At 44.0% G+C, this 22,566-nt stretch carries 16 protein-coding genes and 1 other RNA gene; 8 read left to right on the forward strand and 9 right to left on the reverse strand.

Translation table 11 applies throughout. From position 1 onward, the window contains the following. Positions 1–247: 247 nt before the first annotated feature. Positions 248–1,219, forward strand: coding sequence for a hypothetical protein (locus AC1DCV_RS26685; protein WP_477026040.1), 972 nt, complete (start codon positions 248–250; stop codon positions 1,217–1,219). Positions 1,220–1,731: 512 nt separating this feature from the next. On the opposite strand, the gene ssrA is transcribed toward AC1DCV_RS26685, so the two are convergent. The 4 genes from ssrA to AC1DCV_RS26705 all read right to left on the reverse strand — a co-directional run bounded on the left by ssrA (position 1,732) and on the right by AC1DCV_RS26705 (position 6,394). Then, positions 1,732–2,105, reverse strand: a transfer-messenger RNA (tmRNA) gene (gene ssrA, locus AC1DCV_RS26690). Between the two features lie 113 nt (positions 2,106–2,218). After that, on the reverse strand, positions 2,219–3,553 hold the full coding sequence (rseP, locus tag AC1DCV_RS26695; protein WP_477026041.1) for an RIP metalloprotease RseP: 1,335 nt from the start codon (positions 3,551–3,553) through the stop codon (positions 2,219–2,221). Between the two features lie 85 nt (positions 3,554–3,638). Continuing rightward, the gene (locus tag AC1DCV_RS26700; protein ID WP_441577617.1) at positions 3,639–4,805 is read right to left on the reverse strand and encodes a 1-deoxy-D-xylulose-5-phosphate reductoisomerase; all 1,167 of its coding nucleotides are present in this window, start codon (positions 4,803–4,805) and stop codon (positions 3,639–3,641) included. Positions 4,806–4,894: 89 nt separating this feature from the next. Beyond that, positions 4,895–6,394 carry a GH3 auxin-responsive promoter family protein gene (locus AC1DCV_RS26705; RefSeq protein WP_477026042.1) on the reverse strand — a complete coding sequence of 500 codons (1,500 nt, stop codon included), beginning with the start codon at positions 6,392–6,394 and terminating at the stop codon, positions 4,895–4,897. A gap of 385 nt (positions 6,395–6,779) precedes the next feature. On the opposite strand from AC1DCV_RS26705, the gene rplU reads away from it, so the two are divergent. From rplU to AC1DCV_RS26740, 7 genes are all read left to right on the forward strand, one after another. Next, on the forward strand, positions 6,780–7,136 hold the full coding sequence (rplU, locus tag AC1DCV_RS26710; RefSeq protein WP_331957880.1) for a 50S ribosomal protein L21: 357 nt from the start codon (positions 6,780–6,782) through the stop codon (positions 7,134–7,136). A gap of 49 nt (positions 7,137–7,185) precedes the next feature. After that, complete coding sequence (gene rpmA, locus AC1DCV_RS26715; RefSeq protein ID WP_133809043.1) at positions 7,186–7,464, forward strand: 50S ribosomal protein L27; 279 nt, start codon at positions 7,186–7,188, stop codon at positions 7,462–7,464. 64 nt (positions 7,465–7,528) lie between these two features. Beyond that, on the forward strand, positions 7,529–7,960 hold the full coding sequence (locus AC1DCV_RS26720; protein ID WP_477026043.1) for a hypothetical protein: 432 nt from the start codon (positions 7,529–7,531) through the stop codon (positions 7,958–7,960). Positions 7,961–8,081: 121 nt separating this feature from the next. After that, positions 8,082–9,770: a helix-hairpin-helix domain-containing protein gene (locus AC1DCV_RS26725; protein ID WP_477026044.1), complete on the forward strand. Its 1,689-nt coding sequence runs from the start codon at positions 8,082–8,084 to the stop codon at positions 9,768–9,770. After that, the gene (locus AC1DCV_RS26730; RefSeq protein WP_477026045.1) at positions 9,767–10,468 is read left to right on the forward strand and encodes a PrsW family intramembrane metalloprotease; all 702 of its coding nucleotides are present in this window, start codon (positions 9,767–9,769) and stop codon (positions 10,466–10,468) included. The genes AC1DCV_RS26725 and AC1DCV_RS26730 overlap by 4 nt, the downstream gene beginning before the upstream one ends. A gap of 106 nt (positions 10,469–10,574) precedes the next feature. Beyond that, entirely contained in the window at positions 10,575–11,210 is a 636-nt protein-coding gene (locus tag AC1DCV_RS26735; protein ID WP_477026046.1) for a DsbA family protein, read from the forward strand. A gap of 4 nt (positions 11,211–11,214) precedes the next feature. Further along, positions 11,215–11,709 (forward strand): N-acetyltransferase family protein, encoded by a 495-nt coding sequence (locus tag AC1DCV_RS26740; protein WP_477026047.1) that lies wholly within the window; start codon positions 11,215–11,217, stop codon positions 11,707–11,709. Positions 11,710–11,899: 190 nt separating this feature from the next. Here AC1DCV_RS26740 and AC1DCV_RS26745 read toward each other — a convergent pair whose 3' ends face one another. From AC1DCV_RS26745 to AC1DCV_RS26765, 5 genes are all read right to left on the reverse strand, one after another. Beyond that, on the reverse strand, positions 11,900–12,013 hold the full coding sequence (locus AC1DCV_RS26745; protein WP_477026053.1) for a di-heme oxidoredictase family protein: 114 nt from the start codon (positions 12,011–12,013) through the stop codon (positions 11,900–11,902). Between the two features lie 208 nt (positions 12,014–12,221). Further along, entirely contained in the window at positions 12,222–14,705 is a 2,484-nt protein-coding gene (locus AC1DCV_RS26750; RefSeq protein ID WP_477026048.1) for a Calx-beta domain-containing protein, read from the reverse strand. A gap of 42 nt (positions 14,706–14,747) precedes the next feature. Continuing rightward, complete coding sequence (locus AC1DCV_RS26755; RefSeq protein WP_477026049.1) at positions 14,748–16,895, reverse strand: OmpA family protein; 2,148 nt, start codon at positions 16,893–16,895, stop codon at positions 14,748–14,750. A 22-nt stretch (positions 16,896–16,917) separates the two neighbouring features. After that, on the reverse strand, positions 16,918–17,832 hold the full coding sequence (locus tag AC1DCV_RS26760; RefSeq protein WP_477026050.1) for a PorP/SprF family type IX secretion system membrane protein: 915 nt from the start codon (positions 17,830–17,832) through the stop codon (positions 16,918–16,920). A gap of 56 nt (positions 17,833–17,888) precedes the next feature. Beyond that, the coding region (locus tag AC1DCV_RS26765; protein ID WP_477026051.1) for a Calx-beta domain-containing protein at positions 17,889–22,566 on the reverse strand (4,678 nt) is incomplete at its 5' end.

Here is a 22,566-nt window from a genome sequence, read left to right on the forward strand (position 1 = left end):
TACCAGAGGCTTAAAAAGTGGGATGGCGTAACAACCACACACAATAAAATAGTTTAATCTATTAATATTTATTTATTAACAGATAATAAATCGTGTAGACGTTTTGTAGCCATCTATTGAGGCCACTGTAGTAAATCTGTAGGCGTATGAAAACATGGTATCCCACACCAGCCACCTATTTTTGACGACTCGGGATGACTCTATTCTCCAGGTATCCAAAAAATGTAAACCGCATAAAAAGTAAAAAATGATCAGAAAGATTAAGCAATTAGTAGGCCCCTTGTTATTGTTACTAGTCACCAGCTCCATTCTTCGTGCCCAGTCATCTTCTTCGATACTACTGGTATATGATGATTATTCGGGTAAAAGAGGCCTGACCTATTGGAAAAATGGAGAAATGATCGAATTAACAGATGGAAAAAAACATGCCGGGGCGTCAGCAATTGCAATATCCGGAAATGATGAGTATGTAGCTGGCTATCAGGATAATGATGCAGGAGAACCTGTTGCCACCTATTGGAAAAATAAGAAAGCAATCACACTCTCTGATGGGAAAACGTATGCAAAAGCAGTGGGTATCAGCGTATCCGGCTCAGATGTACATGTGATTGGAAATAATGGAAAGCTGGCTATGTATTGGAAAAATGGAGCTGGCACCTCATTGGGTGAGGACACGAAATTGTATGCTATTTCCCTTAGCGGAGCAGATGTTTATATAGCCGGTTACCAGGTAAGTGATCAGGGAGAATATGTGGCCACATGCTGGAAAAACGGGAAAGCGCAAGCGCTGACCGATGGCAAAAAGAGCGCAGAAGCCCATGCTATTGCCGTATCCGGCAATGATGTGTATGTGGCGGGATTTGAAATCAATTCAGCTGGCGGGGAAGTTGCCGTGTATTGGAAAAATGGCGAGCGTGTGGCCCTTCCAAATGGTTGCAGAGCAGATGCGATTGCCGTATCCGGCAACGATGTATATGTGGCTGGGATTGACAGAACCCAGGCCGGCGCCAATATCGTTGTTTATTGGAAAAATGGAACAATTGGCCGGTTGACCAGTGGGAACGAAGCTGCAGGTGCCGGGGTAAGCGCCATCACTGTATCAGGCAATGACGTTTATGTGGCCGGCTATCTTGATGGCATAGCCACCTATTGGAAAAACGAAAAACCGGTAAGTTTGAATGATATAATAGGGGGAATAACCGGGATAATTGTCAGGTAGGCGGTATTTTGATAAATAAACCCCTTTACACCCGCTTCCTTTCAACAGTATCTCTTTCCTCTGCCAGAGCTAGCCATAGCAGCGCTGCTATGGCCAGCTCTGGCCTTATACATCCGGATGTCATCCCCGCATCAAGTCCACATCAAGTCCACCTCTACTCCAATGATACTATACGTACTTAGCCTGTCCCAGGCATAGGCTCGGCAGAGTCTACATAATGAAGAGGCAATGTTGACTATAATGATGGGGGTTCTTAATACACTATATCTTAAAAGAAGATAAAATCCCCGTGATGCAGGCTTTGGGGCAGTTGGCAGGCTTAGATCTATAGCATTCTGCCTTTATAGATTGACTAAACTGTAGGTTTAAAATTTACATGATCCCCAGGGTTTGCCATGTGATTCCGAATGACCCACTAAAGTCCCCTTTTTAAGCTCATACAAATAAAAAAAGTCACTGAAAATCAGTGACTTCTAAAATCTTGAAAAACGGATAAATGAACCCGCGTCCAAAAGTGGAGATGGCGGGAATCGAACCCGCGTCCAAACATATTCGCCGAAAGCTTTCTACATGCTTATTTACGCATTGTTTTGTCGGGACCTGGCAGGGGCGTAACGAACCAACCGTGTCCTTATCCGTTGTAGCTTCAGTATTCACTCACAGAAACCATGAATACCTATCCCTATGGGTTTATGATTCGGCGGCGGAAGTCACATAAGGCGACAACTTCAAGCGGCTATAATGGGTGTCTAATCTATGATTAGGCAGCCATGGCGTAATTAGATTCGCCAATTAGAGTTTGAATATTCAGATTATCGTGCTAATTATCCAACGCACGGCATGCTTACACTTTCAAAGATCTATGCTGTCAAAACCAGGCATCCCCGGCAAATAGGCGACAAAGATACGTTTTTTCTGTCAAGCGTCAAATAAAAAAAGTTGCAGAAGAAAAAATATTCTCCTGCAACTTTCTTTATTACAATAACTTATGTGTTTATACTAAGAAAACCATTTGCTGATACTTCTCCAGATATCCAATCCATTTGCAAACAGCAGCAAACTAAACAGGAGTACCATACCAACTATCTGTGCATACTCCAGGAACTTTTCGCTCGGTTTACGGCCGGTAACGATCTCGTATAACAGGAAGAGTACGTGGCCACCATCCAGTGCCGGGATAGGCAGGATATTCATGAATGCAAGGATAATAGATAAGAAAGCCGTCAGTTGCCAGAAGGACACCCAGTCCCAGGCTTCCGGGAACAGATTGGCAATACTGCCGAACCCACCCAGTGACTCTGCCACCTTTACTTCTTTGGAAACAAAGATCAAACGGAACTGTCTGATGTAGTCTACCAATTTATCAACACCTTTCTGATAACCTGCCGGGAATGATTCCAGGAAGGTAAAATGCCTGGTGTTGTAATTGAAAGGTACTTTTGGATACACACCGAACTCGCCTTTCTCCGTTAAGGTGGTAGACATGTTCAGGGTATCCTTACCACGAAGCACGGTGATAAAAACATCTTCTTTTTTGTGTTTCCGGATCTCTTTGGCAAAATCGTTAAAAAAGGGAACCGGCAGGCCATTGATGGCTATCAGCTGATCTCCTTTCTGCACTTTTACTTTGGCAGCAGGGCTTCCGGGCTGCACGCTATCCGCTACAAACGGTAAGCGCGGCATCGCAAAAGGCGCCTTCTGTTTCAGCAATGCTCTGATAAAACCATCTGGCACAGGAATACTTACTTCCTTGCCATCCCGCGTTACCTGTATGCTTTTAGCTTCATGCAGAATCACATCTCCGGGGATAGATTCAAAAGACTTTACAGGGCGATGATCAATGGCAATGATATTATCACCGTCTTTTATACCAATACTATGTGCGAGAGAATCTGCTACTATACCGTATTTCACTTCGCTCACCGGCAAATAGGTTTCTCCATAATGCCATAACAGCATCGCATATATGAAAAATGCAAGGAGGATGTTTACGGTAACACCACCTATCATAATGATCAAACGCTGCCAGGCTGGTTTGGCCCGGAACTCCCACGGTTGCGGAGGTTTCGCCAGCTGCTCTTTGTCCATACTCTCATCTATCATCCCGGATATCTTTACATATCCTCCTAATGGTAACCAACCAATACCATATTCTGTTTCTCCCTTCTTGATCTTAAAGAGAGAAAACCATGGATCAAAGAACAAATAAAATTTTTCTACCCGGGTTTTGAACAGCTTGGCCGGGATAAAATGGCCTAACTCATGCAACACTACCAAAATAGAAAGTGACAGTAATAACTGCCCTGCTTTCACCAATATTACCTCTGTAGTCATTTAATTATTTCTGCTTTAATCTGCCTAATATATCAGTTTTAATACATATTCCGGCAAAACTCTTTGTTAATTTTTATTGGCAATTTTATATAACGATAGAATTGATAAGGGAAGCAGCATGTTCGCGTGCAGCATTATCGCATTCATAATAATCGTGCAGGGTGGGGGTTTCAATAAACGGTATCTTACCCAGTGTTTCCTCAATTACCTCTGTCATCTGCAGGAAGCCGATCCTGTTTTTCAGGAAGGCATTCACTACTTCTTCATTGGCTGCATTCATTACACAGGCAGCATTTCCGCCTTTGTGCATCGCTTCAATGGCAATAGCCAGGTTGCGGAATGTTTTGGTATCCGGCTGCTCAAAAGTGAGCGTAGGATAGTTCCTGAAAGAGAACCGTGGGAAATCATTCGCCAAACGATCAGGATAACCCAGCGCATACTGAATAGGTAATTTCATATCTGGTAAGCCCATTTGCGCTTTCAGGGAACCATCTATAAACTGTACCATAGAATGAATGATAGATTGTGCATGTATCACCACTTCAATATTCTCCGGTGCCAGTCCAAACAGCCAGCGTGCTTCAATCATTTCCAGCCCTTTGTTCATCAGGGTGGCGGAATCGATCGTTATTTTGGCGCCCATGCTCCAGTTAGGATGTTGCAGGGCATGATCTTTCTTTACATTAATCAGGAAATTGGGCTTTTTACCCAGGAAAGGTCCGCCGGAAGCAGTGAGAATTACTTTCTCCACTTTGCTGAAAGGCTCTCCCAGCAAGCATTGGAAAATGGCCGAATGCTCAGAATCGACCGGTATAATGGGGACATTTTTTCTGCGGGCGGTAGCCATCACAATATCTCCTGCTACTACCAGGGTTTCCTTGTTGGCCAATGCCACCGGGGTACCCTGCTCAATAGCAGATAAAGTAGGCGCCAGACCTGCAAATCCCATAATAGCCGCCAGCATCATGTCAATAGAGCTCCAGGCAGCTACTTCCACCATGGCTTTGGGACCGGCAAATACTTTAATGCCTTTATCAAATAATATGTCTTTTACCTGCTTGTACTTTGCCTCGCTACCTATTACTACCGCATTAGGTTTGAATTTCAGCGCCTGCTCTATCAGCAGATCTGCATTCTGCTGTGCGGTCAGTACTTCTACACTAAATCTGTCGGGATGCGCAGCGATCACCTCCAGTGCCTGTATGCCAATGGATCCGGTTGACCCAAAGATGGCAATCTTTCGTTTATTCATTACGGTGATTTACTTTTTTACAGTTAACAAAAAATGAAGAATCAGCTGCCGGTAATTACCAGACAGCTGTTGCTGCTTTGAATCGCCGGTTATTTTTGTAAATATGCTGCCAGTTCATCTGCCAGCTTTCTGTCATTACTCAATCGAGGTACCTTATTTTGTCCTCCCAGTTTTCCAATAGCTTTCATATAATCGATAAAGCCCTGTTTGCGAACAGTCCTTATCTTCAGGGGTTGCAATATATTACCTGTCAGCAGATCATCGTAATAAATATTTTTCTGACGCATGTTTTCATTTACTTTCTGCGCAAATGCAGTCAGATTGTCCGGCGTATTTTCAAACTCTACAAACCACTCATGGTAAGGTAATTCACCATTGGTTTGCACCATCGGGGCTACCGTAAACTCTGTAATATGCACATTTTCTTCTGCTGCGGCCTTCATCAGGCTATGTTCTACTTCCTCTCCGATCACGTGTTCGCCAAAGGCAGAGATAAAATGTTTAATACGGCCGGTAACCAGCAAACGGTACGGATTTACAGAAATGAACTTCACCGTATCACCGAGGTTATAGCCCCATAATCCGGCGTTGTTGTTGATCACCATAGCGTAATTTACACCGGTTTGCACATCTTTGAGCGATAACCTGGTCGGATTTTCATTGAAAATCTCGTGGGCGGGAATAAACTCAAAGTAGATCCCGGAATTGGTGTTCAACAGCAATCCATCCTGCTCCTGCGAATCCTGGAAGGCAAAGAAGCCTTCTGATGCCGGAAAGGTTTCCAATGTATGGATAGGTGCGCCAATGGAAGCCATCAGCTTGGCCCGGTAAGGCTCAAAGTTCACGCCCCCATATACCATCACATCAAAATTTTTAAATATCTCTTTGATGCGCTTACCATTACTACGCTCCATCAAACGGTCAAAATACATCTGTACCCATGGTGGTATACCACTGATCAGCGTCATATCCTGGTTGATGGTCTCCTCCACAATCTTGTCCAGCTTGGTTTCCCAGTCATCAATACAATTGGTTTCGTAAGATGGCAGCTGGTTGGTACGCAGGTACCGGGGAATATGGTGGTTCACAATGCCGCTCAAACGACCTGTAGGAATACCACCTACCCTTTCCAGCTCCGGAGAACCAGACAGGAAAATCATTTTTCCATCTGCAAACGCTGTATTGCCGGTTTCCCCCATATAGTTCAACAAGGCATTACGGGCGGTATCCATGTGATTGTTAACCGATTCTTTGGAGATGGGAATATATTTCACGCCACTGGTAGTGCCGGAGGTTTTGGCCAGGTAAATCGGCTGCCCTTTCCACAGTACATTCTGCTTTCCCTCCTTAATTCTTTCTATATAAGGCTTAAACTGCTCATAATCTCTTAGTGGCACAGCCTGCTTAAACTCCTCATGGGTTTGAATGGCGTTAAACTTATGCTCTGTCCCAAACTCTGTCTTTTTGCCTGTCTTTATCAGCTCCTGCAGGATAGCATCCTGATCTTCTACCGCCCTTAACATTTCCTTCTTTATCTTATTATGTACGATTGAAGCAAATGGTTTGGCCAGCAGTGATTTAAACTTCATGCCTGTTATTTTATGATTGAGAGACTAAAGATTGGAATAATTTCTTATTTAATTAGCCTGAATTCCGGTCTTTACCCTGGGAAAAAGAGCCTGCCGGGAAAATAAATGACTAAATTATTAAATAAAAAAATGCCCCTATCCTATCTGTATTTATTTGCGTAAACGACAAAAGTATACAAATTTGCGTTGGTTTGTACGGCAAGATAGCTGTTTTTAAATGATCCGGAAATAGCATAAAGAGGTGGATATTGCGGCCCGGCACCCGAAAGTATAATTTGTTAAAATAATTTAAAATTCAAGAAAGTATGTATCTTTGAAAAGATTAAGCTTTTGTCGGTCCTTCACATGTGTTTATACATTGTGATTTAAAAAAGACCGAAAAACTTTGTCTATTAAAAAACAAAAGGTTACTTTTGCGGAAATTATATTTTGGATAATTATGTTTGCAGTTGTAAAAATCGCAGGTCAGCAATTTAAAGTACAAAAAGACCAGGAAATTTTTGTACAGCAGTTACAAGGAAATATTGGAGACAAGGTGGAGTTTTCCGATGTACTGTTAACAGATAATGCTGGGACGCTGTCCGTAGGCACTGATGTAAAATCAGTAGTAAAAGCAGAGATTCTGGCTCATGTTCAGGGTGACAAGGTCATCGCTTTCAAGATGAAGAGAAGAAAAGGCTTCAGAAAGAAAGTTGGTCACAGAACCCACTTTACAAGAATCAAAATCAATGAGATAGCTTAATTAAGTTTAGGCTAAATTTTTTATTAGACAAGTTTAAAGTAATTATACAATGGCACATAAAAAAGGTGAAGGTAGCGTTAAGAACGGCCGTGACTCCCACAGCAAAAGGCTGGGAGTAAAAATCTTCGGTGGTCAGCCAGCTATCTCCGGTAACATCATCGTTCGCCAGAGAGGTACGGTTTATCATCCCGGTCAAAATGTAGGTCTTGGTAAAGATTTTACCATTTTCGCAGTTAGTGATGGAGTAGTTGAATTCAGAAAAGGTCGCGAAAACAAAACTTACGTTTCTGTTAAAGCATTTGATACCACTGCTCAGGCGGAAGCCTAATCAGTGTTAGCCATAAAGTTTTTTTTAATACCCAATTTTTTTACTAACCCAAATTCAAAAAACAATGGCAACAATTAAAAAAGCGGCTGCTAAAAAAGCTGCGCCTAAAAAGAAAGCTGCTCCTAAAAAAGCCGCTGCTAAGAAAGCTGCTCCTAAAAAAGCTGCTGCAAAAAAAGCTGCTCCTAAAAAGAAAGTAGCTGCTAAGAAAGCTGCTCCTAAAAAAGCTGCTGCTAAGAAAGCTGCTCCTAAAAAGAAAGTAGCTGCTAAAAAAGCTGCTCCTAAGAAAGCTGCTGCTAAAAAAGCTGCTCCTAAGAAGAAAGCTGCTGCTAAGAAAGCTGCTCCTAAGAAAGCTGCTGCTAAGAAAGCTGCTCCAGCTAAGAAGAAAGCCGTTGCTAAGAAAGCTGCTCCAGCTAAAAAACCAGTTGCTAAGAAGAAAGCTGCCCCTAAAAAGGCTCCAGCTGCTGCTCCAGCAACTCCTGCAACTCCGGCTAACTAAGATCGGAATTACAAAATGTAGTTATAAGGATCCTGGCATTTTTGCCAGGATCTTTTTTTTGTCCTACCCAGGGTTATATTGAGCAAGACAAAAATTCGCATGATCTCCGTATTTTTACTGCATGGATAATTATTCAATCGCAGATAATTTCTCCCTGCTCTCCAAACTAATGGATATACACGGAGAAAATAGTTTCAAAGCCAAATCCTTCGCCTCCGCGGCATTCACAATAGAGAAACTGCCCTCGCAGCTGAAAGAAACGCCTAAAGACGAGATATTCCGTATCAAAGGCATCGGAGAATCTACCGGCAAAAGCATACTCGAAATGCTGGATACCCAACAATTCTCCCTGCTCAATCACTACCTGGAAATTACCCCCGCCGGTATCCTGGAAATCATGAAGATTAAAGGCCTGGGACCCAAAAAAATAGCTACCATCTGGAAAGAACTGGAAGTAGAATCTATGGGTGAACTCCTCTACGCCTGCAATGAAAACCGCCTGATGCTCCTCAAAGGATTCGGCGCCAAAACCCAGGAAAGTGTACGACAGAATATAGAATTTTACCTCTCTAACCGCAACCGCTTCCTCTACGCAGAAGTAGCAGCTACCGGCCAGCAACTGGAAAATCAACTACAACAACTCATGGCGCCGGCAGCCGTTTCCCTTACAGGAGCCTTCCGCCGCAACAGCATTATCATAGATGAAATAGAAGTACTGATCGCCGCCCCGGTCGAAATAGTGGCCCAGCAACTGGCCACCCTCCCCGGCTTTGAACTCACCGCTACCAACCAGGATAACCTGGTATGGAAATACGATGAGAAGCTTAAAATAGTGACACATAGCTGCGAAGCAACAAACTTCTACGCTAAACTATTCACCACCACCGGCGCCCCCGCTTTCATCGATAAATTCAACACCGCAGGCGGAGCCGCCTACCTCCACAATGCCGTATCTGAAGAAGCAATCTTCAGTGCCGCCGGAATGGCTTATATACCGCCGTTCTTACGGGAAGGCATAAACGAATTAACACTCGCTCGGGAGCAACAACTGCCGGATATCATCGTACCAGGCGATATCAAAGGTATCATCCACTCCCACAGCAACTGGAGCGATGGCGAATCTTCCCTCGAAGAAATGGCCGTTGCCGCCAAAGCACAGGGATTCGAATACCTCGTCATCAGCGACCATTCCCGCTCCGCTTTTTATGCCAATGGACTGCATATCGAAAGAGTACTGGAACAACACGCCTCCATTGATGCACTGAATAAAAAACTGGCGCCTTTCCGCATTTTTAAAAGCATAGAGTCCGATATCCTCAACGATGGTACGTTGGATTACCCTGATGAAATACTTGCCAAATTTGACCTGGTAATTGCATCTGTACACTCCAATCTTAAAATGACAGAGGAAAAGGCAATGGCCCGCTTGCTGAAAGCCATCGAAAATCCATATACCACCATCCTCGGACATATGACCGGCCGCCTCCTGTTAAGTCGTAACGGCTATCCCGTGGATCATAAAGCGATTATTGATGCTTGCGCTGCCAACCAGGTAGTCATAGAACTCAATGCCCACCCGCGACGCCTCGACATCGACTGGACCTGGCTGCCTTATGCCATAGAAAAAAAGGTGCTCATCTCCATAGATCCTGATGCCCACAGCATCCATGGATTCGGAGATATCAGGTATGGTACACTCGCTGCGCAAAAAGGAGGCATCACAAAAACAAACAATCTCAGTAGTTACACTGTTGACATGCTGAATAATTATCTGCAACAACGTAAGCAACAAAAAAATATCCTTCCATGATGCTACTGGGATTGGCCGTGGCCCCGGGATTTGCCATATGTCTGTTTATTTATTTAATGGATCGATATGATCCCGAACCCACCGGCTTACTGATAAAAAGCTTTCTGCTGGGCATGGGCTGCGTTGTGCTGCCATTGCTCGTACAAGGTTTGGCCGTATCATTGGGACTACGGGAAAATAATGGCACACTGCTGGGCACTGCGGCCTTTGCCTATGGCGTAGTAGGTATTTCAGAAGAGCTGGCCAAGTTCCTGGTACTACTGCTATTCGCCTATCCGAAAAAAGCTTTTAATGAACCCATGGATGGGATTGTATACGCCGTCATGATAGGAATGGGCTTTGCCACCCTTGAAAATATCGCGTATGTAGGCCAGTATGGCGTAGGCACCGGGGTAGCCCGGATGTTCCTCTCCGTACCCGCTCACGCTACCTTTGCTATACTCATGGGTTACTATGCAGGCATGGCAAAATTTGTTCCGCAGAAAAGCGGCGGCCTCCTCTTCCAGGGCCTGCTGATTGCGGTCTTCTTCCATGGCACGTTCGATTTCTTCCTGTTTCTCGGTAATAATATTTTCCTGATGGGCGCTTCTGTCATCACCCTCATTTTTGCCGTGAGACTATCTATCAAGGCTATACGAAAAGATGCAGCCCTCTCAAAAAAGCTGCATGAAGAACACTTTTTTGAGGAAGAAAATTGAAAAAAGCCGGGGCAGGAAGCATCAGGCAAAAAGCTTTCAGCTTTACGCTTTTAGCTACCTTTGTACCATAAACACCTTACAGCTAACCACTAAAAGCTAACCGCTGATGCGATTCATATATATCTACGATCCACTATGCGGATGGTGCTACGGCTTCACCCCCGTAGTACAACAATTGCAGGAAAATGACAACGGAAACATGGAATTCAATATCCTCTCCGGAGGCATGATTACCGGTGATAACCGCCATCCGTTTTCTTCTATGGCCACCTACATCCAAAGGGAACATACCAATGTAGAAGCCTTGACCGGTGTAAAATTTGGCAAGGCCTTCCTGGAAAAATTACTGCCATCAGAAGAAATCATGGATTCCGAAAAGCCCAGCATTGCCCTCACCGTATTTAAACAATACCAGCCGGAAAATGCCATCACCTTCGCACATGATATGCAGGTAGCACTGAACTATAACGGGCAAAGCCTGAATAACGACAGCACCTATCGTGCGCTCATAAAAAAGTTCAGCTTGCCGGAGGATGAATTCATCAGCCGCCTGCACGATGAACATTACCGCTATGAAACAAACCAGGAATTCCAGCTGATACAAAACTGGGGCATCACCGGATACCCCGCTGCTATACTGGATACCGGCAAACAATTATATCTCTGCGCCAGGGGATTTACCACACTGGACAAGCTGCAGGAAACTATCGAAAATATACTCCGGGAAAATAACAGCTTATAATACTATGTACCAAATCAATAAAGCAACAGTAAATGATATCCAGGTGATACAGGACCTGGCAGAAAAAATATGGCGGCCCACTTACAAGGCAATAATTACACAAGCTCAGATCGACTACATGCTGGAGTTGATGTACAGTACCGCAGCGCTTAACAAACAGATCACTGAACAACAACATCAGTTTCTGATCCTGACGGATGATGACCAACCAATTGGTTTTGCTGCTTATGGTACGACTGATACGCCAGATGTGTATAAGCTCCACAAAATTTATCTGGACTATAATTACCAGGGAAAAGGAGTAGGAAAATTACTGCTGCAGGAAGTTGTGGATCAGGTAAGCGCCCGCGGTGCCAATACCCTCGAACTGGATGTAAACAAATACAATAAAGCCAAATTTTTTTATGAGAAACAGGGCTTCAGTGTTTATAAAGAGAGAGACACTGACATCGGCCATGGATACCTGATGGAAGACTTTGTAATGCGTAAATCGTTATAAAAAAAAGCCCGGTAAGGATATACCAGGCTATTCCCAAGTTAACCATTAAAAGACACAACTCTTTAAAAAAATAACATTGTTTTATAAGGTTATGTACGATAACTGTTAACAAGCGGATTTATCCTTACAAAAAAAAGCAGCATCTTTTATATTCTAATATAAAAGATGCTGCTTTTAAGTTTATTAATATTTATAACGATTTCAGGAACGCAGTGAGATGGTAACGCTCGCCTGCAAATAGCTTCACATATTGACTCCTGCTCTCTGCCGCTTCTCCATCATGCCAAAGGACGGCTTCAGGAATACTCCAGGTCTCCCATCATGTAAATAGTAAGGAATCCCATTCGTTTTTTCAAACAAACCATCATTTTTTATACGAAAAAAACCTATAAGGATCGCCCAAAAGCGAAAACTTTCTGACCTGTTGTATCAAAAAAAATTCCCGCATAGTAAACTATGCGGGAAGTAGGTGTGCCTGAAGCGCGTATATCGGTTATTGATCCAAGCCGTTATTATTTAGCCGTCAGCACGGTGCCTTCATCGTTATCATCATCGTGGATGATCGCTATGGCCTTGTTCAGTTTCAGCTCAGGAGAAACTTTCAGCACCCCTGCATTTGCTGCTGCAGTGGCATCACGCAGTTTAACTGCTACCAGTGCATCTGCTTCTTTTACGCGGTCGTTTACCAACGCTACCTGGATATCGGTTTCGCTGAATGCACAATCACCGGTAATCTTCACCATGTCGCCGTTCATGATAACATAGTCCTTACCGTAGGTCGCAGTACTCGCAGAATCCACACCAAAGAAGATGTTGATATCGCTACCGGTACAGTTGGTTTGTACAGATTGATCGGAAGCTTTTACCAGGATACATTTAAACATACTTACCGGTGCAGTGGCAGATTCGTTGGCATCTGTCAGCTTAACCAGGGTAATGTATGCTGCCTGATCCTGTATGTACTGAGAAGCAGAAATAGAGGTAACGTCTCCGTTGTAACCTACCACGGCTTCGTTCTCTGCTTTTATTTCACTCAATACCAGTACTACGGTTTCGGCCAGTTCAAAACGGTTGTCGTCTTTTACTTTTACATTCAGACTGGCAGTAGTTGCACCGCTGTCGATCACGAAAGGAGCTTTAATGCTGCTCACGAAATCTGCACCAGGTAAAGCAGTACCATTACCGAATTTATAAGTTAAACGAACCGGTTTAGAAGTAGCATTGATCAGCGGCGTATTATCTCTTTTAAATAAACCGGCAGAAAATACCACATCTGTAGCAGGTTCTGCTCCGTTGTTACCTCCAATGAATTTCACCATCGCCGGCTGATCCAGGATGGTTACTTCACCTTTTGATTTAGTAAGATACAGTTCTGATGCATCCAGCACTTCTACGTGGAAAGACTCTTTGCCTTCCAGCAGGTTATCGCTTTTTACAGGGATCTGTATGGTTTTGGAAATAATAGCACCAGCGGCGAATTCAGAAGGTACAAAGGAAATAGTTCCTTCGGTAACATCGAAGTCAGCTGCATCAGCACCACCTTTATGCGGAATGGTTTTATAATGGACGTTAACGGGTGTACGAACACCATTGCTCCTTAAAAACCCGGATAAAGTAATCGTCATGGTTGCATTAGATAAACCATTCAGGGGCTCAGAAACAGCGATATCGTTAATAGATACACCATGACTGATCTTAATGATACGGTTACCATCTTCGTCACCACCACCCGCTGCAATGATTTCGCCGGAAGGGCTCATCAGCAGGGAAGCCAGACTTGTTTTAGCATCGTATTTACCCAGTTGCTTATCAAACATCATTTCACCATCAGGAGTCAGTTTAATCATACGGTAGCCATCTTTGGCAACTACGCAGATCTCATCATCTTCGGTGAGTAACAGGTGCTGGAAAACAGAACCCAGGTTTTTGTTTACCACTGCGGTTCCATCAGGAAGCAGTTTTACAATTTTACCGGTGTTGTTGCTAACGTTACCGCCGGCAGCCACCACCTTTCCATTTTTGCCTACTTCCAATGCATATAAAGCAGCATCAGTTTCTTTGTTAAACAACTCTGTTCCATCAGGGCGCAGTTTAACAATACGGCCTTTATCTTTTTCTTCTGCGCAGGCAAAGATCTGACCCAGGTCATTTACTTTGATGGCATTGAACTTACCATCAACAGTACTGTATTCCTTGTCAAATACTACCTGACCTTCCGCATTCACTTTTGCGATGCGGCTGGCGTTGCCGGTACCATAAGCGCCACCGCCCATAGCCAGTACAGCACCATCTTCCAGCAGTAACATTTTTTCGAAAGTAGCACCTGGTTTACCGAAAGAAAGCTCAAATTGTTTTTCTCCCTTACCATCTACTTTTACCATGTAAGCTTTTCCCTGTCCATCACCCACGTCGCCACCTACAGCAACAATGTTTTCATCTTCATCAATCAGCACATTGGTAAATACATTGTGTGCACCAAAACCTTTGTCAAATTCAACTTTACCATCAGCACTCATTTTGGTGATGCGCGCCTGGGCAGGCTTGCTGCCATCTACGCCAACGGTAATGTAATTACCATGACGATCGGTAATGATCTTTGTGAAATAACCACCCTGACCATTGCCAATGCTTTTGTCAAATACTACTTCGCCGGTAGCAGACAGTTTGGTAATACGGGCATTGCCATAAGCAATGGTACCACCACCCACTGCCACGAGTTCATTTTTAGGTAATAAAAGCAGATCCTGGTAAGCTACCAGTCCGCCCTTATTCAGTTTGGCATTATAAATAAGGTTTCCTGTTGCAGATAATTTGGTTATGCAACCATTATCTGTTCCGCCGCCGATAGCAACAATCGAGTTGTTCTCTGCAATCGCCAGCTTCTTATACTGGTTCTTGGGAGCACTGAAACTCTTGTTAAACACAACAGGCATTTCCTGTGCGAAGGCTTGTGTGCCTACCGCCAGTAAAAGCATTAGTGAAGAAATTTTGTTCATTTGTATTAGTTTGATATACGCAAAAAATAACCGATAAACAATTTATTGAATCCTGACCTCACATCTCCTGTTTACGCCTTGAAGCTGTATGAAGACGTCCCTGTCATTATCCAGACTATACTGTCTCGCTATCCACACCGGCCTGGTAGAGCCGAAGTAATTAATCTTTATTTTATCTGCATCCACTCCCCTGCTCAACAGGCATTCCTGTATGTACACTGCACGGTTCTTGGAAAGCGACAGATTATATCTTTCCGTACCAATAATATCCGTATGCCCGTTCACCATAATAATCCGGTGAGGATTGGCCTTCCATAACTGGAAAATAGAATCCAGCTTGCGCCATTCCTGGTCCTGCGGTACATAGGAATTCAGGTCATAATAAATAAAGCCCGGTACTTTCCAAAGTGACTCCAGTGCTTTCATTGCACTATCTTTTGCCAATGTGTAGCTGCCACCTTTAAATGAAGCAGGCATGCTGCCCGACTGTCGCCAGCTTACCACCTCCGGACTGCTATATGCTGCCTGGCCGGTGTGTACGGGTATTGTTGTGGTACTATTGGAAGATGTGGAAGCAGTAACGCTGCCGCCCGGATTGGTCGTTTGCCAGGGAATGTTTTCAGGAGAACTGTCTGTTATATTGTCGGGATAATCTACCATTTTACGCTCAGGCGTGGCAGCAACGGCAACTGAGGCAACAGGCTTTACAACAGCAGGAACCACTACCTGCTGTTCTGCAGGGCGGTTATCATACTGTTTACTACCTACTAAAGTCAGCTGTTGACGGCTGTCCGTCTGGTTCATAGTATAAGGCACTCTATCGTCGTCTTTTACTGGTTTGCCGGGATAAGGCAGGTCCAGTTGTTTCAAAGGATTTTTCTTCAGGTTTAATACATAGATATGATCATTATCATGTGCACCCGAACGATCTGATGTAAAATATAATAACAGTTTGTTTTCATCCAATACAGGATTCAGATCATCAAACTGCGTATTCACAGGATAAGGCAAATGTACGGTACCTTCTTCTGGTTTTTTAGTATTGATCATAAATATATCCAGTCCGCCAAAGCCCCGAAGACCGTTGGATGAAAAGAATAATTTATCGCCAACAACAAAAGGATACAGTTCATTTCCGTTGGTATTGACAGCAGGCCCCATGTTCACAGGTGCTTTCCACCTTTTGGCTTCCTTGTCCCAGTCAGCATAATAAATATCTGTACCGCCCTGACCGCCAGGCATATCGGATGCAAAGTACAAACGTTTACCGTTAGGTGCAACTGATGGATGCAGGAAAGAATAAGATTCCGTGTTTTTTCCCAGCTTCACCGGCAACGGTTTGCTCCACATATCATGGTCTGGTTGATAAATAGCGGATAACAGCTGCGTGCCATTATTATAGTTGATATAAGAGTTCTTGTCATTCTTCACATCCGTAAACCGGTTGGAAGTGTAGATCACCTTTTGTCCGTTCTCAAAGAAAGAAGCCGGTCCTACCTGTAAAACACCCCGCAGACTGTTATTAAATGGTTCTACCCCATCTTCTGAAATCTGGTATAATTTGGAGTTGGTGTAGAAAGACTGCTGTTCATTCTTCTTGATATCATTGGAAAGGAAAACAACATTGTTCTGATACAATGCCAGGCCATATTGATACCCTGGCAGATTTAACCGTAAGCTGTCCACCCGGATATTTTCCATAGAGTCACGGTTAAAGAAGCTGTAGTAGTCCACCAATGACGCCTGCAGGTTAGTAAAGCGGGCATTACTTTTATAGTTATTGGCGTAAATCGCGCTTATTTCCTGCGCCTTGATCACCCTCCCTGTACGTTTCAGCAAATCGATGTAGTTAGTAACATCGGTCACCAGTACATCTTTTTCCGGTTTGTATAGCAATTCATCGTACAGGCTGATCGTTTTTTCAAACTGCCGGGTTTCAAAATAAGTCCTCGCCAGTTGCAACTTAGCCCTACGTAAAAGGTCTTCACTGGTGCCATTATTGATCACTTCGATACACAATGAAATGGCCCGCTCATATTCTTGTCTTTTGTAAAGACGCTCGGCACGTTTTACCTTAGCCTTACTCCCCAAGCCGCCTATTTGAACATGATCCTTTACAAAACTGCAGGAAACAAACAGGGAAACAATGCTCAGAAAAAGTATGAGGGAACAGAAATTAATTTTTCGCATACTATTCTTCATTTTATTATAATTAGAAATAACGCGGCGCCACCACTTTCCACTTAGACCAGGAAAAACGGTAGTTCACCATCAACTCATGCGATACAGTTTGTGCGCCTTTCAGGTTCGACTGCATAGGCGTATCATAAGAATAGCCTATCTGCAGGTTCTTGGTAGCCTGTACCTGTACCAATCCTGTTACTGTTTTTTCTGAACGCCAGGAAGCGCCCAGCCATACCACATTTTTCAACAGCACATTGGCATTCAGATCATACTGGAAGCCCGCCCCTTTCACCTGTCTCAGTAACACATTCGGCTTCAGTTTCACGTCATCATTAATATTGATAAGATAACCGGTTTGCAGATAGTAGTGCGATTCCACCACTACCTTATTCACACTGTTACCCATATCAAAGCTTTTGAATGTAGGAGAGGAAATCCCGATAAAGAAACGGTCGGTAAACAACATAAATCCAAATCCAACATCTGTTTTCCAATAGCTCTGGTTATGTGCAAACGCCGGATCGGTAGTAGATAACGAGCTGTTATCTTCCCGGAACTGCGACATACCAGCCTTGATGCCCATGGCCAGGTAAATTTTCTCGTTGAGCTTTACCCGCTGGGAAACATTAAAATTGACAGCCGTTTGTGAGTTCACCGTGATTTTTTCATTCATCAGCGAAACACCCAAGCTGGTGTTAGTGGCTTTAATAGGTGTATAAAAAGAAGCCGTTGCTGTTTTAGGTGCACCATCTACTCCCACCCACTGGTTACGACCCACTGCCGTAAGACTGGAGGACTCGTCCATTGATGGGTAAGCCGGGTTAATGATCATACCGTTGAACATGTATTGCGAATACAGTGGTTCCTGTTGTGCGGCCGCCTGCAGGCAACAGCACCAGCATAAAATAGCAACCCCTAAAGCTTTCATAAGACGCTCTTTCATAGGTATCAGCTTAAATATTTAGTCAAACTCATCTTACTAATAAATTCGTGTATACGTTAACGTTTAATCACAATGAAGCCGGTGTAATGCTCTTTCTTACCATCTATGGTTACTTCAATGTTATAGAAGTAAGAACCATCCGGTACATCATTACCTACACTGCCTCCTGCATTTGCACGTCCTTTAAAGTTGTTGGACTTGTTATCGTAGTTCTTCAGTTTAAAGATGGTACCACCCCAACGATTAAATATCACCACTTCATTGTTTGGATACTTCTCAATGTTTTCGATATACATCACATCGTTACCCAAACCATCATTATTTGGTGAAATAGCAGGATGTACGCGGATCTTACCACTGTTATTGTTGATCGCACGACCATCTGTAGTGAACTTCTCTACGGAATCAGGTACACCATCTCCATCGGAATCAAGATCCAGGAAGTTCGGAATACCATCTCCATCTGTATCATCATCAAACGGATCACCGTTGCCATTGATATCTTCCTGTCCATCAGTTAAACCATCACCATCTGTATCACAGGTTTTGCACATGGCATCATCGTTCAGGATCACACCCGTTGCTTTCAACGGATTACCTAATACCGGCGTATTCTGGCCTGATGGTACTGATACAGAAGACATCTTCAGGATAAATGTTTCGTTTTGTTCAAACGTCGTATCACCTTTAATATTCACAGCTACCTGTCCGATGGTTTGCAAAGGAGCAATCACCGTTTGTTTGATCGTGTTGTCGAAATCAACACCCGGTGTAGCTTTAAAGTCCATATAAGGATAAGATACCCCTTCAGTGGATTCCTCAAAATCATAGTTAACAGTAATCGCACGGGAGCTTTGTCTGCTCAGCTGTACATTAAACCGCAGTGGTGTATTTTCTCCTTTATTACCTTCTTTCACACTGAATTTATCAGCGGCAAAAGTCAGTGTCAGCGGATCATTATCGGTAATGCTTACCCTTGCAGTATCCTTATCACCCGCTTTATATACCAGCGTGCTGCTGCCTCCAACGAATGGCAGAATAGCTGTTTTCAAATAACCATCATCATCGTTGATATCATTATCAGCAGCTGTAATAGTGAAAGTATGCTGTTTAGTCAGTGCCGGCATGGTAATCGTAACTATGTTACCATTCACGGTGCCTTCACCAGCGGTAAACGTACGTGCCGCATCCTGGGCAATCTTTATTCTCACCGGTACATCATGTGCAGCGGAAGCTGGCGAAGTAAGCGTAAACTGTACTGCAGTTCCTTCTGCCACACTGGTAGCATTGGCAGATAATTCTACCACCAGGGTATCATTGTCATGTATGATCACATCCGCAGCTGCATTGGCAGACAATGGCCAGGTTACACCAGGAAGCGTACTGCTAACAGTTTTCAGCTGCACGGCTACATTCTCATCTCCTTCTACAATACTATTATCAATAGGCGTTACCGGGATGTCCGCACCATGCTGACCAGCAGGAATTAATACCGTACCACTCAGTTTCTTATAACGGGTATCTGCTACAGCATTACCTGCTACGGTATAGGTAATCGTCACATCTTTTGTGGCAGACAACCGGGTGTCAGTAAACTGAACCCGGAAGGATCCTGCAGTAGCTGGCTCGGAAGCATCAGCGGTTTTTGATATCGTCATTTCACGACCCGGTGAATCACTTTCATCATCATGAATATTCAGGCTCACTGTATCACGATCATCTACATCCAGGGCAATGTTTTTGTTAAACCGTTTCATTTGTGCCAGCATCAGGGCTATTTTCACCTGCTCATCTCCTTCAATCACCTTGTTGTCTATCACATTCACGGGAACGGATACACTGTTTTGGCCAACCGGTATCACTGCGGAGGTTTGTATCGGTGAAATATTGGTCGTTCCAGCAATGCTGCTTACGTAGAAAACTACTTTCACATCTGTGGCAGCGGTGAGGTTAGCTGGTAACTTCACGATATAAGCACCATTGGTAGACGGTTCTGCAGCATCTTTATCTTTTTGCAGGATCACCCGCATATCTCCTGTTTCCGGAATCAGCACCATACCTGGTTGTGATATAACATATCCGGTAGTTCCCAGCTGCGCGGTAAACTGCAGTTGCTCGTCACCCTCCAGTATCTTATCATCCTTCACCAACAGGTGATATACCTGGTTGTGTTCACCGGCAGCAAGTGTTACCTGTGCAGGTACACCACTATAATCGGCAGCATCTGCGGTAGATGTTGCATGCCTGGAGATGTTAATAACCACATCTTCTGAAGAAGTAATCTGACTATTCACAAATCCAACTGTCACATCACTCGTATTACCTTCCTGTATAACGGTGGAGTCTACACGCACTTCCAGTTTCAGGTTGTCCGGATTCAGCCTGGTAGCATCATCAATGGTAACCGACAGTTTATCTCCTTTCATGCCAGGGTAATTCTGCGGTGCTGCTGAAATCCATAACAGTTCTGGTTTCTCCAGTATGAAATCTGTTTTTGCCTGGAAGGTAAAGTCCACACCAGGTGCGTTCGCAGGAATGGTAACCGTAAGCGGCAGATTATTGATATCACCTGCACCAGCTACCGAAGCAGCATCTATACTTAATGCTACAGTGATAGGTTTGCCGGAAGTAACGCCTGGTGCCAACGCTACGTTCATGGTATAGCTGTTACCTTCCAATACATGTGTACCAGTAGTTACCGCAGTGAGATGTATAAATCCGGTGGCCGGATCATCATGTGTTCTGTCTTTAATAGTGATCGTGGTATCTTTTATAGCAGCCGCACTGAAAACCGGATCTGTAATACTTCCCTTAAACACCACTGTTTCATCATCTTCCAGGATCATATCTTTCGCTGCCTTCAGCACAAATGGATGTGTACCGGTATTTTGTCCTTTTGCGATAAGGATATCATATGGAGAAGGCAATGCGTTATGATCCGAATTAACAGCGGTACTCAGCGTGTTATCCTTATTAATATGTACCACGATATCCTTACCTGCCTGCAGGTTGTTAGGCAATTGTACGCTTAACACAGCTCCCTGCGCGCCATTCTCATCAATAGCAGCCATACTGGTATGAATTAATATATCAGATGGTAAAGGATATTGCGCCGCATCATCCTGAATGGTCAGCGTTGGTATAGCAATAGTATAAGTACTGATACCATCTGCGGCCGTAGCGGAAAGTGTAATGGTTTCCGGACCTTCGGTGAAATTATCTTTCTTAATACTCAAACCGGCTACCACGCTACTGCTATCCAATGTTACGGTAGTAGCCAGTGAATAGTCAGGTCCTGCTTCTGCAGTACCTGCTGTTTGTGGTAACTGTATGTGGATAGGTATAGCAGTAGTTACTCCCGCAGGCAAACTAATGGTCACTGCACCATTATCACCTTCTGTCAGCGGTGACTTAAAGATATTCACATTCAGTTGCAGGTTAGCTGGATTGGTACGGGTAAGATCCTTGATACTCAGGCTCATGTTGTTCACCGTATAGCCATTGGCGGTAGCATTTACTACCAGTGCTTCACTATTCTCCAGCACCTTATCCGCAACAGTTTGCAGTAATTCAAAATCAGCCGTAGTAGTACCATGCGGTAATACAAACGTAGTGGCCAGCATCGTATAGTCGTCAACGTTTTTAGCGGTAGTCAGCGCAGGATCTGCTGCCAGATGAATTGTCAGATCTTTGGTAGAAGCATATGGTACAGATACGTGCACCATTACTTTATTGCCTTCCGGTATTAACGTAGCATCTGGTGTAAGTGTAATCTTCCTTGCGCCAGGTTGTGTTTGGGTAAGATCCTTAATATAAATGGCGGTGTTGGTAGCAGGCATATTCACATCACCTTTGTTACCTTCTACGATAATGGCTCCTTCATCATCCAGTATTAAATTGGTACTGGTAGTGATAGCTGCCGTAGATCCGGCAGCAGTGTTATTGGCAATCGTTACAGTAGCAGGAATACTACTATGACGACTATCCGCCACGGTAGATAAAATCGCACTCTTATTAAGATTTACTACCCAATTCTTACCCGCTTTCCAGCCATTTGGTAAAGTAGCGGTAATTACGGCACTCTGTCCTTCGTTTACGCTATCCGGTACGCTGCTCAGTTTAATGGAATCACCGACAGGGAATGGATACTGCGCATCCTTGATTGTCAGGTCAAGCGTTGCTGGTGCAAAGGTATACACCGTGCTATAAACATCACTGATTGTTGGATTCACATGAATATCTTCTACATCTTCTACCAGGATATCAGCAGCTACTTTCAGTTCAGCAGCACCGGAAGTACCGGTAAAGCTGGTATCTGTTGGCAGACTGTAATCGGTACCACGGGTAGCAGTACCTGTAGATGGCAGAGATATTTTAATAGGTATTTCTGTACTCACGCCTGCTGGTAAACTAAACCCAACCTGTTGGGTATTGCCTTCGGGCATACCGGCAGCAGGCGGTGTGAAGGTAATCTTCGTTTTAGTCGCATCTCTGCGGGTTGCATCATAGATCTTCAGTTGCGCATCTGTTACGGAGTAACCGCTGGCGGCACCGGAAATGTTCAGTTGCTCATCTTTTTCTATGATCTGATCTGCGATCGCTTTAATCACTGCAGCGGTAGTAGTAAATACTGCTGTGTCTTTCGGGAATACGATAGACGTTTGCAGGTATTGGAAGTCGGTTGCAGCTGCTTCTGTACCGGCCACTTTCGTTGTTAAGGTAATGGTCACTGGT

It is taken from the genome of Chitinophaga sp. 10T418 (assembly GCF_056394125.1).

What these genes read in the sequence shown, in the direction of transcription:
- AC1DCV_RS26685 (WP_477026040.1), top strand. Translation starts at nt 248, where the DNA reads ATGATCAGAAAGATTAAGCAATTAGTAGGCCCCTTGTTATTGTTACTA.
- rseP (WP_477026041.1), bottom strand. Translation starts at nt 3,553, where the DNA reads ATGACTACAGAGGTAATATTGGTGAAAGCAGGGCAGTTATTACTGTCA.
- AC1DCV_RS26700 (WP_441577617.1), bottom strand. Translation starts at nt 4,805, where the DNA reads ATGAATAAACGAAAGATTGCCATCTTTGGGTCAACCGGATCCATTGGC.
- AC1DCV_RS26705 (WP_477026042.1), bottom strand. Translation starts at nt 6,394, where the DNA reads ATGAAGTTTAAATCACTGCTGGCCAAACCATTTGCTTCAATCGTACAT.
- rpmA (WP_133809043.1), top strand. Translation starts at nt 7,186, where the DNA reads ATGGCACATAAAAAAGGTGAAGGTAGCGTTAAGAACGGCCGTGACTCC.
- AC1DCV_RS26720 (WP_477026043.1), top strand. Translation starts at nt 7,529, where the DNA reads ATGGCAACAATTAAAAAAGCGGCTGCTAAAAAAGCTGCGCCTAAAAAG.
- AC1DCV_RS26725 (WP_477026044.1), top strand. Translation starts at nt 8,082, where the DNA reads ATGGATAATTATTCAATCGCAGATAATTTCTCCCTGCTCTCCAAACTA.
- AC1DCV_RS26730 (WP_477026045.1), top strand. Translation starts at nt 9,767, where the DNA reads ATGATGCTACTGGGATTGGCCGTGGCCCCGGGATTTGCCATATGTCTG.
- AC1DCV_RS26735 (WP_477026046.1), top strand. Translation starts at nt 10,575, where the DNA reads ATGCGATTCATATATATCTACGATCCACTATGCGGATGGTGCTACGGC.
- AC1DCV_RS26740 (WP_477026047.1), top strand. Translation starts at nt 11,215, where the DNA reads ATGTACCAAATCAATAAAGCAACAGTAAATGATATCCAGGTGATACAG.
- AC1DCV_RS26750 (WP_477026048.1), bottom strand. Translation starts at nt 14,705, where the DNA reads ATGAACAAAATTTCTTCACTAATGCTTTTACTGGCGGTAGGCACACAA.
- AC1DCV_RS26755 (WP_477026049.1), bottom strand. Translation starts at nt 16,895, where the DNA reads ATGCGAAAAATTAATTTCTGTTCCCTCATACTTTTTCTGAGCATTGTT.
- AC1DCV_RS26760 (WP_477026050.1), bottom strand. Translation starts at nt 17,832, where the DNA reads ATGAAAGAGCGTCTTATGAAAGCTTTAGGGGTTGCTATTTTATGCTGG.